At 60.2% G+C, this 25,069-nt stretch carries 18 protein-coding genes and 1 pseudogene; 8 read left to right on the top strand and 11 right to left on the bottom strand.

The features are described 5' to 3' along the window. Positions 1–80: 80 nt before the first annotated feature. Positions 81–776 (top strand): pirin family protein, encoded by a 696-nt coding sequence (locus UB23_RS05785; RefSeq protein ID WP_045058374.1) that lies wholly within the window; start codon positions 81–83, stop codon positions 774–776. 76 nt (positions 777–852) lie between these two features. Here UB23_RS05785 and pgm read toward each other — a convergent pair whose 3' ends face one another. From pgm to UB23_RS05765, 4 genes are all read right to left on the bottom strand, one after another. Further along, positions 853–2,499 carry a phosphoglucomutase (alpha-D-glucose-1,6-bisphosphate-dependent) gene (gene pgm / locus UB23_RS05780; protein WP_045058373.1) on the bottom strand — a complete coding sequence of 549 codons (1,647 nt, stop codon included), beginning with the start codon at positions 2,497–2,499 and terminating at the stop codon, positions 853–855. Positions 2,500–2,607: 108 nt separating this feature from the next. Continuing rightward, a complete protein-coding gene (locus UB23_RS05775) occupies positions 2,608–4,008 on the bottom strand; it encodes an aminotransferase-like domain-containing protein (protein ID WP_045058372.1) in 1,401 nt (466 codons plus the stop codon). Beyond that, positions 4,005–5,459, bottom strand: coding sequence for a hypothetical protein (locus tag UB23_RS05770; RefSeq protein ID WP_082069132.1), 1,455 nt, complete (start codon positions 5,457–5,459; stop codon positions 4,005–4,007). Before UB23_RS05770 ends, UB23_RS05775 begins: the two co-directional genes overlap by 4 nt. Before the next feature lie 566 nt (positions 5,460–6,025). After that, on the bottom strand, positions 6,026–7,048 hold the full coding sequence (locus UB23_RS05765) for a zinc-dependent alcohol dehydrogenase family protein (RefSeq protein WP_045058371.1): 1,023 nt from the start codon (positions 7,046–7,048) through the stop codon (positions 6,026–6,028). Positions 7,049–7,313: 265 nt separating this feature from the next. Between UB23_RS05765 and UB23_RS05760 the strand changes: the two genes are divergently transcribed. From UB23_RS05760 to UB23_RS05745, 4 genes are all read left to right on the top strand, one after another. Beyond that, the gene (locus UB23_RS05760) at positions 7,314–8,243 is read left to right on the top strand and encodes a LysR family transcriptional regulator (RefSeq protein WP_045058370.1); all 930 of its coding nucleotides are present in this window, start codon (positions 7,314–7,316) and stop codon (positions 8,241–8,243) included. Between the two features lie 280 nt (positions 8,244–8,523). Continuing rightward, positions 8,524–9,777, top strand: coding sequence for a multidrug efflux RND transporter periplasmic adaptor subunit MexE (gene mexE, locus UB23_RS05755; protein ID WP_045058369.1), 1,254 nt, complete (start codon positions 8,524–8,526; stop codon positions 9,775–9,777). 15 nt (positions 9,778–9,792) lie between these two features. Beyond that, positions 9,793–12,972, top strand: a complete 3,180-nt coding sequence (locus UB23_RS05750) for an efflux RND transporter permease subunit (protein WP_045058368.1) — start codon at positions 9,793–9,795, stop codon at positions 12,970–12,972. After that, positions 12,969–14,390 (top strand): efflux transporter outer membrane subunit, encoded by a 1,422-nt coding sequence (locus tag UB23_RS05745; RefSeq protein ID WP_045058367.1) that lies wholly within the window; start codon positions 12,969–12,971, stop codon positions 14,388–14,390. Before UB23_RS05750 ends, UB23_RS05745 begins: the two co-directional genes overlap by 4 nt. Before the next feature lie 143 nt (positions 14,391–14,533). Here UB23_RS05745 and UB23_RS05740 read toward each other — a convergent pair whose 3' ends face one another. From UB23_RS05740 to UB23_RS05730, 3 genes are read right to left on the bottom strand one after another with little or no spacing between them, the layout of a single operon-like run. Next, positions 14,534–15,496 (bottom strand): HlyD family secretion protein, encoded by a 963-nt coding sequence (locus UB23_RS05740; RefSeq protein ID WP_045058366.1) that lies wholly within the window; start codon positions 15,494–15,496, stop codon positions 14,534–14,536. Positions 15,497–15,500: 4 nt separating this feature from the next. After that, a complete protein-coding gene (locus UB23_RS05735; RefSeq protein ID WP_045058365.1) occupies positions 15,501–15,701 on the bottom strand; it encodes a DUF1656 domain-containing protein in 201 nt (66 codons plus the stop codon). Next, positions 15,691–17,826, bottom strand: coding sequence for an FUSC family protein (locus tag UB23_RS05730; protein ID WP_045058364.1), 2,136 nt, complete (start codon positions 17,824–17,826; stop codon positions 15,691–15,693). Before UB23_RS05730 ends, UB23_RS05735 begins: the two co-directional genes overlap by 11 nt. A gap of 150 nt (positions 17,827–17,976) precedes the next feature. Here UB23_RS05730 and UB23_RS05725 point away from each other — a divergent pair, with 150 nt between their 5' ends. From UB23_RS05725 to UB23_RS05715, 3 genes are all read left to right on the top strand, one after another. Then, positions 17,977–19,032 carry a tetratricopeptide repeat protein gene (locus tag UB23_RS05725; RefSeq protein WP_045058363.1) on the top strand — a complete coding sequence of 352 codons (1,056 nt, stop codon included), beginning with the start codon at positions 17,977–17,979 and terminating at the stop codon, positions 19,030–19,032. Between the two features lie 233 nt (positions 19,033–19,265). After that, on the top strand, positions 19,266–20,768 hold the full coding sequence (locus tag UB23_RS05720; protein ID WP_045058362.1) for an ATPase domain-containing protein: 1,503 nt from the start codon (positions 19,266–19,268) through the stop codon (positions 20,766–20,768). After that, entirely contained in the window at positions 20,765–22,435 is a 1,671-nt protein-coding gene (locus UB23_RS05715; protein WP_045058361.1) for an ATP-binding protein, read from the top strand. Before UB23_RS05720 ends, UB23_RS05715 begins: the two co-directional genes overlap by 4 nt. Before the next feature lie 245 nt (positions 22,436–22,680). Here the strand turns inward: UB23_RS05715 and UB23_RS05710 are convergent, their stop codons facing one another. The 4 genes and pseudogenes from UB23_RS05710 to UB23_RS05695 all read right to left on the bottom strand — a co-directional run. Next, the gene (locus UB23_RS05710; protein ID WP_045058360.1) at positions 22,681–23,058 is read right to left on the bottom strand and encodes a response regulator; all 378 of its coding nucleotides are present in this window, start codon (positions 23,056–23,058) and stop codon (positions 22,681–22,683) included. A 77-nt stretch (positions 23,059–23,135) separates the two neighbouring features. Next, positions 23,136–24,317, bottom strand: a complete 1,182-nt coding sequence (locus UB23_RS05705; protein WP_045058359.1) for a hybrid sensor histidine kinase/response regulator — start codon at positions 24,315–24,317, stop codon at positions 23,136–23,138. Then, a complete protein-coding gene (locus UB23_RS05700) occupies positions 24,311–24,892 on the bottom strand; it encodes a chemotaxis protein CheB (RefSeq protein ID WP_045058358.1) in 582 nt (193 codons plus the stop codon). Before UB23_RS05700 ends, UB23_RS05705 begins: the two co-directional genes overlap by 7 nt. Further along, positions 24,889–25,069: pseudogene (locus UB23_RS05695) on the bottom strand (CheR family methyltransferase); the annotation flags it as partial. The gene UB23_RS05700 and the pseudogene UB23_RS05695, both read right to left, overlap by 4 nt.

Below are 25,069 nucleotides of genomic sequence, written 5' to 3'. Positions count from 1 at the left end.
GAGGCATTATTTACGCTTTTTATCGATGTGTGACTGATGGATGATGATCGCCATAAATCACCTTTTGGCAGGAGACGATCATGCTTGAACTCAGACCCTTTATCTCCCTTGGCGGCGCTCATCATGGCTGGCTGGACGCACATCACCATTTTTCATTTGCCGAGTACCATGACCCCAAGCGCATGAACTGGGGCAATCTGCGGGTCTGGAATGATGACGTGATTGCCTCGGGCACCGGTTTTCCGAAGCATCCGCACCGGGACATGGAGATTATTACCTATGTCCGTGAAGGCGCAATTACCCACGAAGACAACCTTGGCAACAAGGGGCGCACCGAAGCCGGTGACGTTCAGGTCATGAGTGCCGGCACGGGGATTGCCCATAGCGAGTACAACCTGGAAGCGACCGAGACGCGGATTTTCCAGATATGGATCATCCCCAACGAAGCTGGATCGGCGCCATCCTGGGGCGCCAAACCATTTCCCAAAGGTCAGCGCGAAGGATTTGTAACCTTGGCCAGCGGCAAGGCGGGAGATGATGAAAGCCTGCGGATTCGTGCGGATGCCCGCCTGGTCGCGGCCAACCTCAAGGCCGGGGAAACAGCTGAATATCGTCTGGACGGCGGCCGCCGTGCCTACCTCGTGCCAGCCACCGGGCGTATTGAAGTCAATGGCTTGCAGGCACAAGCTCGAGACGGTGTGGCGATTGCAGACGAGCAGGTGCTGAGAGTGACTGCCATTGAAGACAGTGAAGTGGTGCTGGTGGACCTGGCTTGACCGGCAAGGCCATCAACGAAAAAAAGGGGCGAACCTCGACGGTCGCCCCTTTCGCTGTTGCGTGGCCCTATCCTGATTACTTCGAGGAAATAGCGCCGTCCACCAGTGTCTGCGCTTCCGCAACCAGTAGCTTGAGGTGCTCGTCACTGACGAAGCTCTCGGCGTAGATTTTGTAGATGTCTTCGGTGCCGGACGGGCGCGCGGCGAACCAGCCGTTTTCGGTCATGACTTTCAGTCCGCCTATGGCCTGGTCGTTACCCGGTGCATGGCTGAGGATGCTCTGGATTGCTTCCCCGGCCAGTTGGGTCGATGTCACTTGGTCAGGCGACAATTTGCTCAGCAAGGCTTTCTGTTCCGGGTTGGCCTTGGCGTCGACCCGTACCGAGAACGGTTCGCCCAGCTCATCTGTCAGGGCGCGATAAGCCTGGCTCGGATCACGCCCAGTGCGGGCGGTCATCTCTGCAGCCAGCAATGCCGGGATCAGACCGTCCTTGTCGGTGCTCCAGACGCCACCGTCCTTGCGCAGGAACGAGGCACCGGCGCTTTCTTCGCCGCCAAAGCCCAGGGAACCGTCAAACAGGCCGTCCGCAAACCATTTGAAGCCGACCGGCACTTCATACAATCGCCGACCCAGGCGCTTGGCCACTCGATCGATCAGGCCACTGCTGACCACGGTCTTGCCCACGGCAGCGTCGGCGCGCCACAGTGGACGGTTCTGGAACAGGTAATCTATCGACACAGCGAGGTAGCTGTTGGGTGCCAACAGACCACCCGACGGCGTGACGATGCCGTGGCGATCGTGGTCCGGATCGCAAGCGAATGCCACGTCGAAGCGTTCCTTGAGGCCGATCAGGCCTTGCATGGCATGGCTGGACGAGGGGTCCATGCGAATCTGGCCATCCCAGTCGACCGTCATGAAGCGGAAGGTCGGATCCACTTGTTTGTTGACCACTTCGAGGTCGAGTTGGTAGTGATCGGCGATCGCTGACCAGTAACGCACCCCTGCTCCACCCAGCGGATCTACACCCAGGCGCAGCTTGGCGGCGCGAATGGCATCGAAATCGATCACGTTGATCAGGTCGGCGACATAGGTATTGAGGTAGTCGTGGCGATGGGTGGTCTCGGCCTTCAGGGCTTGCTCGTAACTGATGCGCTTGACGCCGGCGAGCTTGTTGCCCAGCAGTTCATTGGCTTTGGCTTCGATCCACTTGGTGATGTGGGTGTCAGCCGGGCCGCCATTGGTGGGGTTGTACTTGTAGCCCCCGCTTTGTGGCGGGTTGTGCGACGGCGTAATGACGATGCCGTCGGCCAGGCCCGAGGTACGGCCACGGTTGTAGCACAGGATGGCGTGGGAGATGGCCGGCGTTGGGGTGTATTCGTCACCCTCGGCAATCATTACGGTGACGCCGTTGGCGGCGAGTACTTCCAGGGCGCTGGCGCCCGCCGGAGTGGACAATGCATGGGTATCGATCCCGACGAACAGCGGGCCGTCGATGCCCTGCGCCTGGCGATACAGGCAAATGGCCTGGCTGATCGCCAGGACGTGCCATTCGTTGAAACTCAAATCGAACGAGCTGCCGCGGTGCCCTGAGGTGCCGAACGCGACGCGCTGGGTGGAGATGGCGGCGTCGGGCTGGCCAGTGTAGTAGGCCGTTACCAGTCGCGGGATATCGACCAACAGTTCTGCCGGTGCAGGTTTGCCCGCAAAAGGATTGAGTGTCATGCAAAACCTCTGGAATCTATTGGTTCGGGAATTGAATCGCAGTTTACTGGCAGTTTGACCACAACGCGATCAGATCGATCCCCCACGTGCACGACACCCCTGCTTTGCTTAATCCAGCGACTCCAGGCGCAACGCGTCACCGAGCAAGCCGATGGCGGCCGACAGGTCATGATCGCCGCCGAAGGTATGGCTCAGACGCATGTGCTGCGCATGCAGTCCCTGCAAACTGAACAACTCGCCGGGGGCAATCAATACCTGGTGTTGCAGCAAGCGATGGAACACCCGGCGCACATCCACCTGGCGCAATGAGCGTACCCAGATCGTTGCGCCGCCCTGGGGCTCGACAAAGCTCAGGGCATCGCCCAGTCGTTCGTTCAGCAACTGGCTCATCTGTACCGAGCGATCCTTGAGCAGGCGACGCAACACCTGAAGGTGCTGATCAATCCGCCCGTTGATGTACAGGCGTGCGATGGCTTTCTGGCGAATCGGCGACAATCGGAACGAGCGCAACAGAAATTGCCGTTGCAACTGCATGCGCAGGTGCCGCGAAAGCACATAGCCAAAGGGCGCCTCAGGCCCGATGATTTTTTCAAACGTTGAATAGACCAGCAGCCGATCAGGGTCCAGCAGGTCGCGAAAGCGCAGGCCGTCCGGATCGAAGCCGAGTTCGCCGTGGCAGTCATTTTCCAGGACCCAGCAGGCATGCCGCTCCAGCAGCCGCGCAATGGCGCGCCGGTTGTCCTCGGACGCCAGGCTGGCGCGGGGCATATTCAACCGCGAGGACAACAGCACCAGTTGCACCGGATTCAGCTGCAGCGCCCGTTCAAGCGTGTCGACATCCAGCTCGCCATCGGCTTGTACGGCCAATTCAACGACCTTGACGTCGGCCGACTCGAACAGGCGCAGCACGGGCCACTCGCAAGGCGATTCCACCACGACCGTGGAATGCCTGAGGCTCAGCACCTCGATGAGGATCTCCAGCACGCCACGCAGATCCGCGCCGATGTACACGTCTTCGGCGTGCCAGCAGCGCTGTGGCGAGGTGGTATACCGCGCCGCCAGTGCCGCCCGCAGTTCCAGTTCGCCGCAGGGCTGCGCTGACGATTGCGGCTGCCGCGGGTACTGGCGTAGCAGTTCCCGCTCGAGCAGCAGCAAAGGGCTGTCCAGGGGCTGCAACAGGGTCGGCTCGTCGGCGCTGAGCACCAGCATGGACGGGTTTCGGGCGTTGACGTAAACGGTTTCCAGCAGATCGTGACCATGACCCAGGGTGTCGATGGACGACACCGGCACTGCGTAGTACCCCGACTTGGCCAAGGAGTAAACCCGCCCCTCTTTCTCCAGTAGCGAGTAGGCAGACTGGACGGTCGAGATCGAGACGCTCAAGCGGTCGGCCAATTGGCGCAAGGAAGGGAGGCGCACCCGGGCGTCCCTGGCCGACTCATTGATCAGTTGGGTCAGGTAGCGGTAAACCGCCTGGTAGGCGAAGCCGGTTTCTCGCACGCCATTCAACGCCCCGTTGACCAGTCACTCGCTTGGGTGTTGCCCGTATCGCAGCTGATCGAGGACGCGCCTGGTGCATCTTCAACTGCCCGCTCCATGCGATAAAGCTTGCCAATCAACGCGAGCGGCAAGCCGCTGACATCCACCATCCATTGCAGGATCTGCTCGGGCACAGCGTGGCCTTGCATGGCTCGGTGCAAATCCGGCACGGCGATCAGCATCCCGGGATGGCACCGGCGCAGGAAACCCTCCAGCCTCGCGCCCTTGTCGACGAAAGGCGCGAACAGCAGGCACACCAGCTGCGCTTCGCTCAGGCCAAGATTCTTCTGCGCATATGCAGTGCCCAGGGCACGCTGTTCGGCATCCGTGGTGATTTGGCCAAACACTTGCGCAGCCTGCTGGCACAAGCCATCCGATAGCTGCTTGCGGCGCATCATGACCAGTGCTCGCTGGAAGAACTCGGCGACCCCTGATTCATAGCTGTCGCCGTGCATGAAACAGGCCTGTAAACCGCGTACATGAGCGCTCAGTTCAAGGCTGACGAGCTCATTATCGCTCGCGTAGGCCATCAGTCCGTCGGGCTGGAAGCCCAGGAATTCGGTCAGCAGCGGCCAGCGCTGCTCAAGATTGCTGACCAGCATGTCGTGTATGTCGATGAAGGTCGCGCGCCGGCAGGTTTCGAACAGTTCAGCGGGACGCCAGTGCGGCTGCATGAGCTCGGGCTCAAACCCCTGATAGTACTCCGGGCCGAGCTCATCGAGCAGCGTGAACAGATCTTCGTAGCCGTGTTCAGTGTACCGCGACGGCAAGAGGCCGGCCTTGGCGGTCGCCCGCTTGAAGCCGTACAAAAATTGCTTCTGCTGGCGTGGTGTCTCGCTACTGACCAAGGCGTCTACCCCACCATCCCACCGCGCGATCTGGCCATAGAACTCGCCCGTGGCGAGAAATCCGTTGTCCCAGAGATCAAGGGCATCATCGCTGTCGCGGCGATGTCCGACCATCAGCAGGTTCAGGCGGCTGACCTCGCGCCCGGCTTCGGATATTGGCGCTGGCTGAGTGAACGGCAGCACCTCACGATTGTCGGCCCTCAGCACTTCGACCCGCGGGTCGTCATAAAGGAACAAAGCGCTGTAACTGTTGTGGATGTTGTCCAGCGCGGTGGCGCTGACGCCGCTCTGCTGCAACGACGCGACACGCAGCTGGAAGGTGGCCGGTGCGCGGCCGGCGATGCTCAACTGTGCTGCACGCAACAGCGCCAGGGTGTAACAACTGTCCCGGGACCCGGTCTGAATCACCAATACCTTGTAATCGGCAAGGCGCTCCATGCCACCTGCGGCAACTACCAGGCGCTGAATTAACAGCTGTAACGCCGTGCGTTCGGCGCGAGAGAAAAAACCCAGTAACCGTTGCAATATCTGTTGGTAGACATGGTTCATGGCTTGATCATGGATGCTAGTCATATTTATATACCTGGTGCTGGAAAATCGATATCACGACCCGCGCAAATAATTTTTGCGCAGCGCTTTGCCCGTTCCATTCTGACGACGGAGATTTATTACCAAATGCTAGCATTTAAAGGGACAAGACATTATTTGAAATAAATGAGCCGCGCCCAAGGCTTCATCACCGATAGTTTCAAAGAAACCGCTCAAAAGCCTTGAGTTAGAGGGCTTACTCTGCGTCCTAGGAAATATCCCACAATGTCTGACAGATAATTACTACGAGAATTTAGGAATAAAGCTACAAGTGCGTTTTTGATCACTGAAAGACGATCAACAGATTGTTTGGCGCATATCAACGGACTGTACTGAAAAGTAACAACTTGACACTCAGTCATGACACATTCCTTGAGATGAAAGCAATCGTTCAATTATCAAGGCTTACTGGCTGATTAGAAGATACAGATGGTGGGGAAAAACCAGTTCAGTTGCTGAACAGGCTGCCCGGAAGAGAAACAGGAGGTTTGTTTAAAACCCGAAAACAAAAAAGTCCGTGTGGGTCACGGACTTTTTCAGGGGGGGGGACGTCAGGCCGGTTCGACTTGAAGCGCGACCCGTTCGCGGCAAGGGCATTCGTCCATGTAGCGGTGGGCTTCGACGAACTCGGCAAACGGGAACACCCGAGTCTTGAGTGGCAGCAGCACGCGGTCCGCCGTCAGCTGGTTGATATCGCGCAGGGCACGCTGCAGCGACACCTGGTCCTGGACGATGCCCAGTTCCGGCTTGCCGGTGAAGTTACCGATGCAGTGGACGAAGAACTGAATGTTCTTCTGGAACGCTGCACAGGCCGGGAACGGCGTCTGGTTGCCCCCTTGCAGACCGTACAGCACCAGGCTGCCACGGGGTGCAAGGACATCGCCGAGCATTGACATCTGCGGGCCACCCAAGCCATCGAACACCACGTCAACGCCACGGTTATCGGTGATCTTGTTGATCTGCATCAGCAGATCCTGTTCCTCGGTGACGATGACTTTTTCCGCCCCGAGGGACAGCAGGTTTTCCCGCTCTTCGGCATTCTTCGTCGCCGCGATAACCCGTACGCCCAACGCCTTGCCCAGTTGCACAAAAGACGGACCGGCACAGTGGCTGGCGTCAGTGACCAGGGCGAACTGGCCGGGTTTGACCCGTGCCAGGTCGACATAAGCAAAATAGGCGATCAACAGCGGCGTGTAGTGCACGCTGGCTTCAACCGGGCTGAGTACATCCGGGTAACGGGTCAGCGCAGTGCGTGGCAGTACAATCTGTTCGCCGTACACCGGGTAATCATTCGGGCTCTGCGCCGGGAAGCTGGCAACCTTGTCGCCCACTTCCAGGTCGTCGACGCCCTCTCCGAGCGCCGTGACCACGCCAGACATTTCATGCCCCAGGCCCGAAGGCAGGCGAGCATGAGAGGGAGCCAGGTTCTGGCGCCAGAGAATGTCGTACCAGCTGATGCCAATCGCCTCGACGCGCACCTGCACTTCGCCCGGCGCGGGCAAAGCAGCCGCATGCTCTTCGCATTTGAGCACCTCGGCCGGACCAAACTTGTGAAAACGGATCGTGCGTGACATCGCAAACCTCGTCAAAGAAACCTCTAATGCCCCGAACTCTATATGGGCTTTGTAGCCAAGACTATCAGTGGCTATTAATAGTCGACATGCCTGTCATTGATTCCGCACCCTCGAAAGGATCAACGGTTGGCCAGGACATGGGCGAACTGCATCGGTAAAAATGAATTATTCGGTGCAGAGTACCAGCCTTTCCCCGTAAGATTCATGCCGGTCATTGTTCTCATATGACCGCCCCCGTCAAGCCTTGACTCTGCCAGGACTCCAGATGAATCGTAATGACCTGCGTCGTGTCGACCTGAACCTGTTGATCGTATTCGAAACACTCATGCACGAGCGCAGTGTGACCCGCGCTGCGGAGAAATTGTTCCTTGGCCAGCCCGCGATCAGCGCCGCGCTCTCGCGCCTGCGTGGGCTGTTCGATGATCCGTTGTTCGTGCGCACCGGACGCAGCATGGAGCCTTCCGCACGGGCGGTGGAGATCTTCGCCCTGCTCTCCCCGGCACTGGATTCGATTTCCACGGCCGTCAGCCGCGCAGCAGAATTCGACCCAGCCACCAGCACGGCGGTATTTCGCATAGGGCTGTCGGATGATGTCGAATTTGCCCTGCTGCCGATGCTGCTCAAGCGCCTGCGCGCCGAATCCCCAGGGATCGTGCTGGTAGTGCGCCGCGCCAACTACATCCTGATGCCGGCCTTGCTGGCTTCGGGCGAGATCTCCATCGGCGTCAGCTACACCGCCGACCTTCCGGCCAACGCCAAACGCAAGGTGCTGCGCCGCAGCATGCCCAAACTGCTGCGTGCCGATACGGTGCCGGGCCCCCTGAGCCTGGACGACTTCTGCGCCCGCCCCCATGCCCTGGTGTCGTTCGCCGGTGACCTCAGTGGCTTTATCGATGAAGAGCTGGAAAAACTTGGGCGCAAGCGCCATGTCGTGCTCGCGGTACCGCAGTTCAACGGCTTGAGCACGTTGCTGTCCGGGACGGATATTGTCGCCACCGTGCCCGATTACACCGCCGATGCTCTGACTGCCGCCGGCGGCGTGCGCGCCGAGGACCCGCCTTTGCCGGTGCGCAGTTTCGAGCTGCACATGGCCTGGCGTGGCTCGCAGGACAACGATCCTGGAGAGCGCTGGTTGCGCTCGCGGATCCAGATGTTTTTCGGGGATCCGGACAGTCTTGAGCTACCGGGGCATTAAAGGCCGAAAGCCTGTTTAGATGAGCGGCAAAAAGCAAGACTGCCTTCGCCCGACCCACGACTACCGACTCATTGTCGGGCAGAGACCAATCCTTACACGTCCCGCAACAAACAATTACCATCAGGCATATTGATAGCCACCTAACGAAAAGCGCATGCTAGGGGGCTGAATTGATTCTTATATCATTCCGAATGATAGTTACCTTCGCTTCATTCGATTCGTGCGATACAACCCCGCCGATCATCATCCGTCCATTCTTAATACATTGGCGGATGCATCCATGGAACAGTCACTCAAACATTTGCGCTTCCCGTTGGCCATGCTGGCCGTACTGGTGATGAGCGCCTGCGGCAAGACGCCGGAGACAGCGGCCGCCATGCCAGCTGCCAAGGTCAGCGTGGCCAAGGTGCTGGAACAGCCAGTCAACGAATGGGACGAATTCACCGGGCGCCTCGAAGCGCCGGAGACCGTGGAAATTCGTCCGCGGGTTTCCGGGCAGATCGATGAAGTAGCCTTCACTGAAGGCGCGCTGGTCAAGAAAGGTGACCTGCTGTTCCAGATCGACCCGCGTCCGTTCCAGGCAGAGGTCCGCCGCCTCGAAGCCCTGGTTGCGCAATCGCGTGCCAACGCCACCCGCAGTGAAAACGAAGCCCAGCGCGGTGAACGCCTGCGCAGCAGCAATGCGATTTCCGCAGAGCTGGCCGATTCGCGTACCAGTGCTTCGCAAGAAGCCCGCGCAGCCGTCGGCGCCCTGCAAGCGCAACTCGACCTGGCGAAACTGAACCTGAGCTTCACCCGAGTCACCGCGCCCATCAGCGGTCGCGTCAGCCGTGCGGAGATCACCGCCGGCAACCTGGTGACGGCCGACACCACGGCGCTGACCAGCGTGGTTTCCACCGATAAGGTCTATGCCTACTTCGACGCCGACGAGCGCGTGTTCCTCAAATACACCCAGCTGGCGCGCCAGGGCAAACGCGGTGCAACCACTCCGGTGTACCTGGGCCTGTCCAACGAAGACGGCAACCCGCATCAGGGTGTAATGAACTTTGTCGACAACCAGGTCAACCCGAAAACCGGCACCATCCGTGGTCGCGCGGTATTCGACAACACTGACGGCGCCTACACCCCGGGCCTTTATGCGCGGCTGAAACTGGTCGGCAGCGGCACCTACTCCGCCGTGTTGATCAACGATGAAGCGGTCGGTACTGACCTGGGCAAGAAGTTCGTGCTGGTGATGGATGGCGACAACAACACCGCTTACCGCGCGGTCGAGCTGGGGCCGAAGATCGAAGGGTTGCGCATCGTGCGCAGCGGCCTGAGCAAAGATGACACGGTGATCGTCAAGGGCCTGCAACGTGTGCGTCCCGGTTCACCGGTCACCCCTGAAGTGATTCCGATGGCCAGCGAGCAAACCCTCGCGGCACTCGCCCAACAACGACAAGCGCTGGAAGCCAGCAACCTGCCACAAGTCGCACCTGCCAAGGTCGCGCCGGGCTCGGTTGTGAAAGTGGCTGCCGCGACTCCACGCGGTTAAGGGACGACAACTCCGATGAATTTTTCCCAATTCTTCATATCCCGGCCGATTTTCGCAGCGGTTTTGTCGCTGCTGATCCTGATTGCCGGTGCGATCTCGCTGTTCCAGTTGCCCATCAGCGAATACCCGGAAGTGGTACCGCCGACCGTCGTGGTGCGCGCCAACTTCCCTGGTGCCAACCCCAAAGTCATCGGCGAGACCGTGGCGGCTCCCCTGGAGCAAGCCATCACCGGCGTCGAGAACATGCTGTACATGTCCTCGCAGTCGACCGCCGATGGCAAGATCACCCTGACCATCACCTTCGCCCTGGGTACCGACCTGGATAATGCGCAGGTGCAGGTGCAGAACCGCGTCACCCGTACCGAGCCCAAACTTCCCGAGGAAGTGACGCGTATTGGTATCACCGTAGACAAGGCTTCACCCGACCTGACGATGGTCGTGCACTTGACCTCGCCGGACAAACGCTACGACATGCTGTACCTGTCCAACTATGCCCTGCTCAACATCAAGGATGAGCTGGCGCGCCTGGGCGGTGTGGGTGATGTGCAGCTGTTCGGCATGGGCGACTACTCCCTGCGGGTCTGGCTCGATCCGAACAAGACGGCTTCGCGCAACCTCACGGCCACCGATGTGGTTACCGCCATTCGCGAGCAGAACCGCCAGGTGGCAGCCGGTGCCCTGGGCGCCCCGCCCGCACCGAATGCCACGGCGTTCCAGTTGTCGGTCAATACCCAGGGTCGCCTGGTGTCCGAGGAAGAGTTCGAGAACATCATCATTCGCTCCGGGGACAACGGTGAGATCACCCGCCTCAAGGACATCGCCCGGGTTGAATTGGGTTCCAGCCAATACGCCCTGCGTTCACTGCTGAACAATCAACCGGCAGTAGCGATTCCGATTTTCCAGCGTCCTGGTTCCAACGCCATCGAAATCTCCAACCAGGTCCGCGACAAGATGGCGGAGCTGAAGAAAAACTTCCCGGAAGGCATGGACTTCAGCATCGTCTATGACCCGACGATCTTCGTGCGAGGCTCCATCGAGGCGGTGGTTCACACCCTGTTCGAAGCACTGATCCTGGTCGTACTGGTGGTGATCCTGTTCCTGCAAACCTGGCGCGCCTCGATCATTCCGTTGGTGGCGGTGCCGGTATCGCTGATCGGTACCTTTGCGGTTATGCATTTATTCGGCTTCTCGCTCAACGCCCTGTCGTTGTTCGGGTTGGTGCTGGCCATTGGTATCGTGGTGGACGACGCCATCGTGGTGGTGGAGAACGTCGAGCGAAATATCGGACTGGGGCTGACCCCCGTCGAGGCCACCAAGCGTGCCATGCGCGAAGTGACCGGGCCGATCATCGCCACGGCACTGGTGTTGTGTGCGGTGTTTATTCCGGCGGCATTCATTTCCGGCCTCACCGGGCAGTTCTATAAACAGTTCGCCCTGACCATTGCGATCTCGACGGTGATCTCGGCGTTTAACTCGCTGACCCTGTCGCCGGCGCTGGCGGCGGTATTGCTCAAGAGCCATGACGCACCCAAAGACCGCTTCTCCCGGGGGCTCGACAAGTTGTTCGGTGGCTGGTTGTTCCGTCCATTCAACCGCTTCTTCGACAAGGCCAGCCATGGGTATGTCGGCACGGTGGCGCGGGTTATCCGCAGCAGCGGTATTGCCCTGATCCTGTATGCCGGCCTGATGGTGCTGACGTTCTTCGGTTTCGCCAACACGCCGACCGGTTTCGTACCCGGCCAGGACAAGCAGTACCTGGTGGCATTTGCACAACTGCCGGATGCGGCGAGCCTGGATCGCACTGAAGACGTGATCAAGCGCATGTCCGACCTGGCCCTGAAACAGCCTGGCGTGGACAGTGCGGTTGCCTTCCCTGGCCTGTCGATCAATGGTTTCACCAACAGCCCGAACGCCGGCATTGTGTTCGTCACGCTCAAACCGTTCGACGAGCGCAAGGACCCAAGCATGTCTGCCGGCGCCATCGCCGGTGCTTTGAACGGCCAGTTCGCCGGGATCCAGGAAGCCTACATGGCGATCTTCCCGCCGCCGCCGGTACAAGGCCTGGGCACCATTGGCGGTTTCCGCCTGCAAATCGAAGACCGGGGCAACCTGGGCTACGACGAGCTGTACAAGGAAACCATGAACATCATCAACAAGAGCCACAACGTGGCGGAACTGGCCGGCCTGTTCACCAGCTACACCGTGAACGTGCCGCAAGTCGATGCAGCCATCGACCGGGAAAAAGCCAAGACCCACGGCGTGGCGGTCAGTGACATCTTCGACACCCTGCAGATCTACCTGGGTTCGTTGTATGCCAACGACTTCAACCGCTTTGGTCGCACCTATCAGGTCAATGTCCAGGCCGAACAGCAGTTCCGCCTCGAACCGGATCAGATCGGCCAGCTCAAGGTGCGTAACAACAGGGGTGAAATGATCCCGCTGGCGACCTTCATCAAGGTCAGCGACACCTCGGGGCCGGACCGCGTCATGCACTACAACGGCTTCATTACCGCTGAGATCAACGGTGCGGCAGCCCCGGGCTACAGCTCCGGACAAGCGGAAAAAGCCATCGAAAAACTGCTCAAGGAAGAACTTCCGAACGGCATGACGTACGAATGGACCGACCTGACCTACCAGCAGATTCTGTCCGGCAACACCGCGCTGTTCGTGTTCCCACTGTGCGTACTGCTGGCGTTCCTGGTACTGGCGGCGCAGTACGAAAGCTGGAGCCTGCCTCTGGCGGTGATTCTGATCGTGCCAATGACCCTGCTGTCGGCGATTGTCGGTGTGATTGCCTCCGGCGGCGACAACAACATCTTTACCCAGATCGGCTTGATAGTGTTGGTGGGGCTTGCCTGTAAGAACGCGATTCTGATCGTCGAGTTTGCCAAGGATAAACAGGAGGAAGGCATGAGCCCGCTGGCGGCGGTGCTCGAAGCCTGCCGCCTGCGTCTGCGGCCGATCCTGATGACCTCCTTTGCGTTCATCATGGGTGTGGTACCCCTGGTGTTCTCCAGTGGTGCTGGCGCCGAAATGCGGCACGCCATGGGTGTCGCGGTGTTCTCCGGGATGCTTGGGGTGACCTTCTTCGGCCTGTTGCTGACGCCGGTGTTCTATGTGCTGATTCGTAATTTCGTGGAGCGCGGCGAACAACGCAAAGCGGCCAAGGCCCTGAAACTGGAGGCGCAACAATGAGCCTGAAAGCCTTCCTGCCGAGCCTGCTGGTGCTGGCTCTTAGCGCCTGCGCCGTAGGCCCGGACTATCAGACGCCTGCGACGGAGCCGGCCCATATCACGGCGGCGACCGAAGGTACTGGCGGCCAGAAAAACTTCGACCGCTCGCGTTTCGAAGGCATCTGGTGGCAGCAATTTGAAGATCCGACCCTCAACCAGTTGGTGGTCCAGTCGCTGCAAGGCAACCGCGACTTGCGAGTGGCTTTTGCGCGCTGGAAAGCCGCCCGGGCGATTCGTGACGATGTCAGCAATGACGCCATGCCCACCATCACCAGCCGCGCCAGCAGCGACCTTGGCAAGGGGCAGATTCCAGGCCAGACCACCAGCCGGGTCAACAGCGAACGTTACGACCTGGGCCTGGACATGGCCTGGGAGATTGATCTGTTTGGCCGCATCCAGCGCAACCTGGAGTCGGCCGATGCTGAACAGCAAGGGATCGAGGCCGATCTGTACCAGCTGCAAGTCACCATGATTGCCGAGCTGGTCGATTCCTACGGTCAGCTGCGCGGCGCACAGCTGCGAGAAAAGATAGCCCTGGCCAACCTGAACAATCAGCAGGAGTCGCGCAAGATCACCATCAGCCTGCGTGATGCCGGCGTCGGTGATCAGCTTGATGTCGAGAGGGCCGATGCACGCCTGGCATCGGTTGAAGCCAGCGTGCCGCAGTTGCAAGCCGAGCAGGTGCGGCAGAAAAACCGCATTGCCACTCTCCTCGGTGAGCGCCCGGACAAATTGAGTGTCGATCTAGGCCCCAAAGATCTGCCCGCCATCGCCAAGGCTTTGCCGATCGGTGATCCGGGAGAGCTGTTGCAACGCCGTCCCGACATCCTGAGTGCCGAGCGCCGGCTGGCGTCGGCCACTGCGCGGATTGGCGTGGCCAAGGCCGATCTGTTCCCCCGGGTCAGTCTGAGCGGCTTCCTTGGCTTTACCGCCGGGCGTGGTTCGCAGATCGGCTCCGCAGCGGCCAACGCCTGGGCGCTGGGCCCAAGTATTACCTGGGCGGCGTTCGACCTGGGCAGCGTGCGCGCCCGTTTGCGCGGTGCCGATGCTGATGCCGAAGGCGCGCTGGCGACCTATGAACAGCAGGTGCTGCTGGCACTGGAAGAATCGGAAAATGCGTTCAGCGACTATGGCAAACGCCAACAGCGCCTGATTTCGTTGATTCGTCAGAGTGAATCAAGCCGTGCGGCCGCCGACCTGGCGCAAATCCGTTACCGCGAAGGCACGGCCGACTTCCTCGTGCTGCTCGACGCGCAGCGTGAGCGCCTGGCAGCAGAAGATACCCAGGCCCAGGCCGAGGTCGATCTGTATCGCGGCATCGTCGCGATCTACAAGGCCCTCGGCGGCGGTTGGGCACCGGAGACGGTCGCCAGTCAGTAACAGCTTCAAGAGCCCCTTTGGTTGGCCGCAACCAACCGATTGTTTAACCCCGCGCCTCATCCGGTCGTGGGGTTTTTTTTGCGCGTTTGGCAGGTAGGTGGGAGGCACACTCAAGGCGGCCCACCCATCAATTGCGCAAGCTTTTATCGCTCCTGTTGTCGGGTGTTCTCCAGCACGGTCACGGTCGCGGTTGTCCCCGCCCGGAGGCGGTTTTTTGCCGCATAGGCAGGATCAATCCTTATGCGCACCGGCACCCGCTGTGCCAGTTTTACCCAGGTGTAACTCGGGTTGATGTTGGCCAGCAGACGCCCACCTGGCAGGTTTTCCCGGTCGGCGATGGCGAAGGCGATGCTTTGCACCGTGCCAGCGAAGGTCTCGCCGCTCATCAATTCGATCTTCACGGGGTCGCCCTCCTGGATGCGCGGCAATTTGGTTTCCTCGAAATAACCCGCGACATAAAAGGAATCGCTGTCCACCAGCGCCAGTAACGCGCCGCCCGCCGGGGCATAGTCACCCTCGCGGGTCAGCAGGTTGGTCACATAGCCACTCACCGGTGCCACCACGCGGGTGCGTTGCAGGTCGAGTTCGGCCTGGGTCAGCGCCGCAATTGCCAGTTGCACATTGGCCTGGGCCAAGCCCAGGTTAGCCTGGTTGCGCAGCAACTCGGCCTTGGCCACCGCCACCTCGGTACTGGATTTCTCCCACTCCTCACCCGAGATCGCGAACCCTTCCTTGAGCTTGCGCCGGCGTCTTTCCTCACTCTCACGCTGCTTGAGCAATGCCTCGCTGGACACGATCGCCGCCTCGGATTGCCCCAGCGTGGCCTTGGATACTTCTACCGCACGCCTGGCATGTTCAACGGCCAGGGTGTATCGCGCCGGATCGATCTCCAGCAGCAGCTGGCCCTTGGCAACATGTTGATTGTCCTGCACGCCAAGGCTGACGATGCGCCCTGCTACGTCGGCCGACAAGGTGACCACGTCGGCACGCACCCGCGCGTCACGGGTCCAGGGCGCACGCGTGTAGTGATTCCAGGCAAACCAGCCGAGTAAGAAGGCCAGCAGCACTACGGCGAGGGTGGTTAGACGGGGCAGTAATTTTTTCAAGGTGTCAGGCTCCCATCACCAGTATCAGGGCGGCACACACGCACACGTACAATGCGCCTTCGAACAGCGCCTCGTGCCAGACAAAGCGCAGCACCCCCATGCGCCGCAGGGCCCAGTCCAAGGCAAGGAAAACCGGCAGGGCCAGCAGCAGGGCCTGGGCGATTGGCGGCAGATAGACGCCGCCTACTTCCAGATCAATGGGCAAAATCAGCTACTCCTTCCACGTCCACCGTTTGAAAATGCGCCGAGTGGCGCTCCAGGAACGACACCACAATCAACAGCGCAACGCGCATACGGAACACGCTCCACAAATGTTCATGGGCGCCCGAATGCAAAGTGTCCAGGTAATCACCGAGTTGGTGCAGGCTACCGAGCACGGCAGTCAGTTCAATACCCTGGCGCCCTGCGATCAGACGCCCGGTCTCGCGCACGGTGGCCAGCAAGCGACTTTGCACTTCTTCGTCCAGCAAACTGTTGCCCTGCCCCTGCTGTCGCAGCTGGTTCAATGCCACGCCTAACGCCATGCAGCCCAGGCTGAACTCGAAAAATGCCCTGGAGTCTTTGTCGCTCGCGGCGGGCAGCAGCCCCAGCATCATGGTGACCCTGTCGACCATGCGGCTCTCGAAGGCGAATTGCTGTTCGTCGCTGGCCGCGGCCTTCAACAAGGCATACACCTGCGCCCGATTCTCGAAGTACAGCCGGCGGATGCGCAAGGCTGGCCGGAAGGGAAAAATCAGCGCATAGACACTCAATGCCAGCGCCGTGGCGCACATGTACGCGCCAGCAAATTCGAACCACTGGATGGCCGTATTCTGGCCGATCCCCGCGTTCTGCGGCCCCAGCAGAAGGAAGGTGGATAACCCCAGGCCGATCCCGGTGCCGGTAGTGGGCGGGCTGGCCAAACCCACCGCCACGGCATACAGCAAGGGCACCAGCAACAGCGCGAGCATTTCGAAGTCACTGATCATCGGCACCAGCATGAACTGATACAGCGCTGACACCACCAGTGCCAATCCCAGCCCTCGGGCATAACTCTGCGCGGCCAACAGCGGCCGCGGGAATGTCGCCATCAATGAGCAGAGAATGCCCACCAGCACCATCCCTCCGCGGGCGCCGTCCCAACCCGTCTCGATCCAGATCAGACCGGCCACCACCAACGCTGTAAAGGCCCGCACCGCGTTCATGGCCGCCAGGGTGAAATCCAGGTGCAACGGGTTATTCTGCCCGCGGAACACCGAGCTGGCGCGGCGCTCCTCCTGAATCGCATCGCTGAGCTCCAGAATCTGCCCCAGCTGCTCAAGCAGGCGTGCCTGTTCCCAGCGCAGCGACCAGGCCAGCGAGCGCAACGTCGCCGGCATGGCCTCGGTCAGTTGCTCGGCGCGATAGGCAAGCTCATCGAAGCGGTGCTGCAACAAGATGAAATGCTGGCGAGACTCGGCCGCGAGCGAACGGCCCTGCAAAGCAAGTTCGTCGAGGAATGTCAGTTCTTCGGCGCGAATCTGCAGTATTTCTTCCGGCAGTTCGCCCTCCCAACGTTCAGTCAGCAGCAGCCGCTGGTGCCGCAGAGCAGTCAGGCGTGACGTCAGCAGCACCAGCTGGTTACCCAGCAGTTGCACCAGAGCGTTGGCACTGCGCAGCCGCGGCGCGTCGAAATACAGATGACGCCGCACGCCTTCCAGGGCGCTGATTTCGCCCAACAACTGCATTTGCCGACGATGGAAATCGTCCTCGCTTTCCTCGGTGCGGATAACAGCGGCGGCGTGGGTGGCGAGCAGCTTGATGACCTGGTCGATCCGGGTGAAGTAATCCCGGGCGACTGACTCCGGGCGCGCCGTGAGCAGGCTCACCACGCAGACACACGCCACCGCCAGCAAGGTCTCGGTGACACGGGTTACCGCCAGCAGGAAGATGCCATCCGGCTCGGGTACGGCGAGCAAGGCCACTACCACCGCGGTGTAACCGCTGAGCACGAAGGCCTGGGAACTGGTGTAGCGCAACAACGTCCCCCCTGCGGTGCACAGGGCCAGCCACAAGGCCAGGGTCAGAATGAATGGCAGCGGCGCCTGGGGGAAAATCGCCATGATCAGCACGGCGACCACGGCGCCCAGGGTGGTACCGATGACCTGGCCGAAACTGCGCGCCAGGGTCATGCCGCCCAGGGGTTGGCTGACGATGACCACCGCCATGATCGACCATTTTGGCTGGTCCAGGTCGAACAGGAACGCCAGGTACAGCGTGAGCAGGCCGGCGGCGATGGTTCTCAAGGCGAACAACAACACCCCTGGCCCGGGGTTGAACATTGCCTTGAAATATTGAAGCAGCGGCTGCATGGATGCGCTCGACCAGTCTTGTCCCTGCAAGCGTAGTCACTGGGGGCAGTCTGTCGATGCATTTCATTAGCACGCGTCAGGGTTTGACTCCAGGCCCTGCCTGACCGAAGCTGACGGCTTTGCACAAGCTTGTCAGCAATGGATTCCTGCATGCCCCAGTCTCGCCGCTACCTGATCATCAGCCTCTGCGCGCTGTTCGCCGTTGTGCTGGCCTGGTTCTTCCTGCGCAGCACCACCCCCGACGTCCCGCCTGCGATCAAGCGGGGTTACAGCGAAGCGCTGGAGCAGGCCCGAGCCGGCAAACCTGGCGCTGCGCGGGTGCTCTATCAACAACTGGCGCGCCCCGACATCTCCGATAAACGACGAATCTGGCTGCACGCCGAACTGCCTAACTACCCAAGCTCGGTCGCCCTCAAACTGGCGGATGCCGACTTGCAACACGAATCGGCGAAGGTGCGCGTGGCTGCCGTCAAGACCATCAGCGCCCTGGTGCCCAATGGCCAGCGCAGCCTGTTGATCGGGCCATTGCTCGATGACCGCGAACAGCAGGTGCGTTATGCCGCGGTAAATGCCTTGCTCGGCCTGTCCCCGGATGAGCTTGGCTTGTATTTCGGGCCGCTGGAACAGGCCATTGATGCCTGGGAGAAGGATCTGCAGGCGCAACCGCCCAGCGCTGACAATTATTACCAGCTAGCTCTGCTGCATCTGCATAACGGTGACCTGAAGGAGGCGCAGCAGGCGCTGGAGAACGCTCTGCAACTGGCCCCCACCAATCTGCCGGCGCTGGTGATGCAAATCGACGTACTGGACAGGCAAGGCCAGAGCGACGCCGCCCGGCTGCTGTTGGCCAAGCAGTTGAAAGCCCAGCCGGATTCGGCTTACCTGCAGCATGCTCTCGGAATGTGGTTGCTGCATCACGGGCAGAGTGAATATGCCGTTCTGGGTTTGGCCAAGGCGGTAGAGCTGGAACCTGATAACAAGGACTACCGCTACGACCTGGCTACCACGTTGCACGATGAGCAGGAACTGGAAGCGGCGCAGAAGCAGTTGCAGGAAATAGTCCAGCGCCATCCCGCCGATCGTCGGGCCCGGGTGTTGTTGATCAATTACTGGAAGGAAAGCGGGCAGTTGCAGAATGTGCAGATTCTGCTGGCTCAGCTTGAGCAGATGAACCCGGATGATCCGGCGTTGCAGCAGGGGCTTTGAGGCAAGTTGGGTCCAGTAGAAGCAACGTTAGCTTTGCTCTCAAAATCCTGCATACCCAACAACTTGCCAAAGCCCTAAATCCTGAATAACCCACAACTCGTTGAAGCCCAAAATACGCCAAAACCGCAAATAGTGTGGAACCGCCGTGATGGCACAAGGTCAAGTGATCAGGCAGTCCGAGCAGGCACTTCAGGCCTGCGGCCTCGCTTCCCCTAGTCATGAGAGGGCTTTTTTTGTCTACATCTAACGAGTTGTTCAGCGCAAAGGCCGCTACCGGTATCGAAGGTCTGGATGACATCCTGGCCGGTGGCTTGTCCCGCGGACACGTTTTTTTGCTGGAGGGTGAACCCGGTACTGGCAAAACCACCGTTGCTTTGCATTTTTTGATGGCCGGCGCTCGAGCCGGCGAGCGCTCGTTGTACATCACACTTTCGGAAACCGAACGAGAGTTGCGTCAGGGCGCGTTGTCCCACGGTTGGGAACTGGACGAAAACATCCACATCTTCGAGCTGACACCTCCGGAAAGCCTGCTCAACGCCGAACATCAGCAAAGCCTGCTGTATTCCTCCGACCTGGAGCTTGGCGAAGCGACCCGGCAGATTTTTGAAGTGGTCGAGCGCGTCAAGCCGACCCGCGTTGTACTGGACAGCCTCTCCGAGATCCGTCTGCTGGCCCAGAGCTCGCTGCGCTATCGTCGGCAGATCCTCGCCATCAAGCATTACTTCGTGCGCTACGACGCCACCGTAGTGCTGCTGGATGACCTCACTACCGAATCCCTGGACAAGACCGTGCACAGCGTCGCGCACGGGGTCATTCGACTGGAAGAGTTGACACCCAACTACGGCGCCGAACGCCGGCGCATTCGTGTGGTGAAATACCGCGGCCAGAAGTACCGCGGAGGTTTCCACGACTTCACCATCATGGGTGACGGCGTGCATGTATTCCCCCGTCTGGTGGCCGCCGAACACCGCGGCAAGTACATCCGCACCCAAATGACCAGCAGCATCAAAGAGCTTGATGCCCTGCTCGGCGGCGGCATCGAAACCGGCTCCAGCACCCTCATCCTTGGCCCCGCCGGTACGGGCAAATCGCTGATTTCGATGATCTTTGCGGCAGCGGCTGTGCTGCGCGGGGAAAAGGCCGCGCTGTTTATCTTCGACGAAGAACTGGGGCTGCTGTTCGAGCGCATGAATAACATGGGCATTGACCTCAAGGCCCTGCAGGACACCGGCAACCTGATGATCGAGCAAGTCGACGCGGCCGAGCTGTCCCCCGGCGAATTTTCCCACCGGGTGCGCCGTTACGTGGATGAACGCGGAATCAAGACAGTGGTCATCGACAGCATCAACGGCTATCAGGCCGCCATGCCGGAAGAAAATGCCCTGGTCCTGCACATGCACGAGTTGTTGCTGTACCTCAACCGTCGGGGCGCCGCGACGTTCATGACCGTTGCCCAGCACGGCCTGGTAGGCGACATGCAGGCCCCCGTCGATATTACCTACCTGGCTGACACGGTGATCCTGCTGCGCTATTTCGAAGCGTTGGGCAAGGTTCGCCGCGCGATCTCCATCATCAAGAAGCGCACCGGCAGCCACGAATCCACCATCCGTGAATACCGTATCAGCGGCAAGGGCATGACCATCGGCGAGCCGCTCGATGCTTTCCAGGGTGTTCTGCGCGGCGTACCTACCTACATGGGCGCCCGCAAGCCGTTACTCGGGGACGAAGCCCCGTGACGGCTCAGGTAGCAAAGTCCGAGCGCGCGATCATTCTCGCGCCATTGGGACGTGACAGCCAGATCGCCCTGATGATGCTCAACGAAGCCGGATTTACCGGGATCATCACCCGCGACCTGACGTCCCTGTGCAGTGAGCTTGTTCTGGGTGCCGGGCTGTTGCTAATTTCTTCTGAGGCCTTGTTGGGCGGCGATCTCGAACCCCTGGTGGGCCTGATCGAGCAACAGCCGGCATGGTCGGATCTGCCCATCGTATTGATGACTTATCATGGTGGCCCTGAGCAAAACCCCGCTTCGCGTTTCAGCCCGCAACTGGGCAACGTGACCTTCCTTGAGCGCCCTTTTCATCCGGTGACCTTGATCAGCCTGGTCACCACCGCCTTGCGCGGGCGCCGACGACAGTACGAAGCCAGGGACCGGCTGATCGACCTGAGTCAGAGCGAGCTACGCCTGCAGAATACCCTCGAAACCCTGGAACAGCAGGTAGAGGAACGCACCGCGCAGTTGCGCCATAACGAAGAAGTCCTGCGCCAGTCGCAAAAAATGGAAGCCGTGGGACAGCTCACGGGTGGCATTGCTCACGACTTCAACAACATGTTGACCGGGATCATTGGCAGCCTGGAGCTGTTACGCCGGCGTCTGGCCCGTGGTCGCACGGACGACCTGGACGGCTTGATCGACCTGGGTGTGACCTCGGCCAATCGCGCCGCCGGCCTGACCCACCGGCTGCTGGCGTTTTCACGCCGCCAGTCGCTGGATTCCAAACCCGTGGAGATGAACGCCCTGGTGGTCTCCATGGGCGAGCTGTTGCAGCGCAGCATTGACGAAAGCATTCAGCTGGACATGCAGCTGGATCAGCAACTGTGGGTGGCCGAGGCCGATCCCAATCAGCTGGAAAGCGCCCTGCTCAACCTCGTCATCAATGCCCGGGACGCCATGCCCAACGGCGGCAAGCTGGTGGTCAAGACTCGCAACGAACACCTGGATGCGACCTTTACCGACGCCCATGCCAATCTGGCGCCGGGCGACTACGTGATGCTCAGCGTCACGGACAACGGCTGCGGCATGCCACAAAGCACCATCAGCCGGGCCTTTGACCCCTTCTTCACCACCAAGCCCATCGGCCAGGGCACGGGACTGGGCCTGTCGATGATCTATGGTTTCAGCAAGCAGTCTCGGGGTCATGTGGCCATTAGCAGTGAAGTGGGTGCGGGCACTACCGTGAGCCTGTACCTGCCGCGTTTTGGCGGTGATGTGCCACAGTATTTGCCGGTGGATGCACCTCATGCGCCCTACGCGCGAAACGGCGAGACAGTGTTGATCGTTGAAGATGATCCGGCGGTGCGAGTGCTCGTCAGCACGGTCCTGAGCGATCTTGGCTACGCCTATGTGGAAGCCGGCGACGCAGACAGCGCAGTACCGATTCTCGACTCGACGCAACGCATCGACCTGATGATCAGTGACGTCGGGCTGCCTGGCATGAACGGGCGGCAGCTGGCGGAGATCGGGCGGCAGTTCCGGCCGGATCTCAAGGTGTTGTTCATTACCGGTTACGCAGAACACGCGGCGGTGCGTGGCGGGTTTCTTGACCCTGGGATGCAGATGATCACCAAGCCCTTCACCTTCGACCTGTTGACGGCGAAGGTGCGGGAGATGACCCATATTTGAGCCTGCAGGCTTTTTTGACCGGTTTTGGCTTGGCTTGACCCGCTTTGACCGGGTTTGACCGGGTTTGGCCGGTTTGTGACCGGTAGGAGCTGCCGAAGGCTGCGATCTTTTGATTTTGATTTCGGGATCGAGGGATCGCGCTGGATTATTTCAGATCAAAAGATCGCAGCCTCGTTTCACTCGACAGCTCCTACGCAGCTCCTACGCAGGTCGTACGCAGCTGCTGCGGGGTGTCTTCGCAGCTTCTACGACAGCATGTCCCGCATCAATTCCTGCAACACATCCAGATCGAATGGTTTGCCCAGGATGGGTGCCTTGCGGGTAATCGGGCTGTCGGTCTCGCGGATTTCCTGCGGGTAGCCGCTGATGAAGATCACCTTCAGTTCCGGTCGCAATTTTACTGCGGGCTCGGCAATCTGCACGCCGGAAATGCCACCGGGCAGGCGGAAGTCGGTGATCATCATGTCCAGGTGAGGTTTGCTCGCGAGGATAGCGAAGGCCTCCTCGCCGTTCTCAGCCTGCAGCACGCGGTAGCCCTCGCCCGATAAATAAGCGGACAACACCATCAATATCGAGGGGTCATCCTCGACGACAAGTACTACATCTTGCGCATCTTCACTCATGGGAAGCCTTTGTTCGGTCAATAGCTGCTGATACGACCGTGGGGTCGACCAGAGGTTGCGTTTATCTGCCTGATTTCCTACAGCGGCAGACAAACGCGAAACAGGGCGCCTTCGCCAATCCGGCTTTCGACCGTAATGGTACCGCCGTGGGCCGTCACAATCTGTTCTGAAATAAACAGGCCCAGGCCCAGGCCGGCGACGGCATGCTTGGCCGTGACGCGCTCGAATTGCTGGAAGATCCGCTTCTGGTTTTCTTCACCGATGCCGATCCCTTGATCCTGCACTTCTACCCGCGCCTGACCGTTCTCACTGTACACCTTCACGGCGATCGGGCTTTTGGCGCCGTACCGTAAAGCGTTGGTCAACAAGTTTGAGATCACTTGTTCGATACGAAATTCATCCCAATTGCCCTCTATCGGTTCATCGGCATCCAGGGAAACCGACGACTCGGCCGCGTCGATTTGCGGGGCGAAGTTTTGCAGCAAACCACGCACCAGCGCCGAGAGATCGAAGCGGCTTGGGCGGATCGACAGTTTCCCGGTACGAATCCGCGAAACATCCAGCATGTCTTCGATCAGGCGGATCAGGCTTTTTATCTGCCGTTCGTCGCGATCGACCATGGCGTGCATCTTGTCCAGGGTGAAAGCGGCGGCGTTTTCCCGGGCCAGGTGCATCTTGCGCAGCTGGGTTTCCAGGATCAAGCCATTGAGCGGCGTTCGCACTTCGTGGGCGACGATCGACATGAAGTCATCGCGCATGCGCACTGCCTGCTCCAGTTCCAGCTGGGTACTTTGTAATTGCTGCAGCAGCGCTTCCTGCTCGCGACGGCTTTGCTCAAGCGCCTCGACCTGTTGCTTCATCGCCTTGCTCTGGCGATACAGGTCGACGAACACATTGACCTTGCTCTTGACCGCATGGATATCCAGCGGTTTGTGCAGGAAGTCCACTGCCCCGCTTTCGTAGCCCTTGAACGCGTAATTGAGCTCGCGACCGGCGGCGCTGACGAACACGATCGGAATGTTCCGGGTCTTTTCCGTGCCGCGCATCAACTCGGCCAGTTCAAAGCCGTTCATGCCGGGCATCTGCACGTCGAGAATGGCCATGGCGAACTCGTGCTGCAGCAGCAGGGACAGGGCTTCGTCGGCGGACAAGGCCTTGTAGACCATGCGGTCTTCACGCTTGATCAGCGCTTCGAGCGCCAGCAGGTTCTCCGGCAGATCGTCGACGATCAGCAGTTTGGCTTGAATATTACTTAGCATGCGATTCGTTCCAGCTCGACAAGCAGACGGCCGATGCCGTGAATGGGAAGAATGTGATCCGGCTGGTGGGTGGCCAATGCCGCCAACGGCATGGTGGCCACCTGCGCCTCTTGTGGATCCTGGACGATGGTCAGGCCGCCCCGGTCCTTGACCTGTGCCAGGCCGCTGGCACCGTCCCGGTTGGCGCCGGTCAACAGCACTGCAGCGAGGTTGACGCCATAGGCATCGGCCGCCGATTCGAACAGGTAATCGATGGCCGGGCGCGAGTGGTGCACGCGATCTTCCAGGCTCAGGGAGAAGGTCCGGTCCTGTTCCACCGAGAGGTGATAACCGGGCGCCGCAAAATACAGCGTGCCCGGCACTACCGGCGTCTTGTCACTTGCTTCCAGCACCGGCATCGAGACCCGGCGGGCGAACACTTCGGCCAGATGACTGCGGCGCGCATCCGGCAGGTGCAACACGACGATGATCGGCAGCATGAAGCCTGCGCGCAGCGGGCTGAGAATGTTCAGCAAGGCTTCGACCCCGCCTGCCGAGGCACCGATCACGATGGCTTCAATCGAAGAATGGCTCATGATTTGCGGTAGATCCGTTCTTGTTTGACCAAGGGTTCGAACTGCTTGCCGAAGGCTGAAAACTCCGGTGTCTCCTTGCTGCCCAGCACCAGGAAGCCGCGGTGGCACAGGGACTCGTGAAACAAGCCGAAAGCCCTATCCTGTAGTTTTTTATTGCAATAAATCAACACGTTACGG

The organism is Pseudomonas sp. ES3-33, assembly GCF_000952175.1.
GTDB lineage: Bacteria > Pseudomonadota > Gammaproteobacteria > Pseudomonadales > Pseudomonadaceae > Aquipseudomonas > Aquipseudomonas gregormendelii.
Note: the sequence above shows the minus strand (reverse complement) of the source record. Positions and strands in the feature narration are given on the sequence as shown.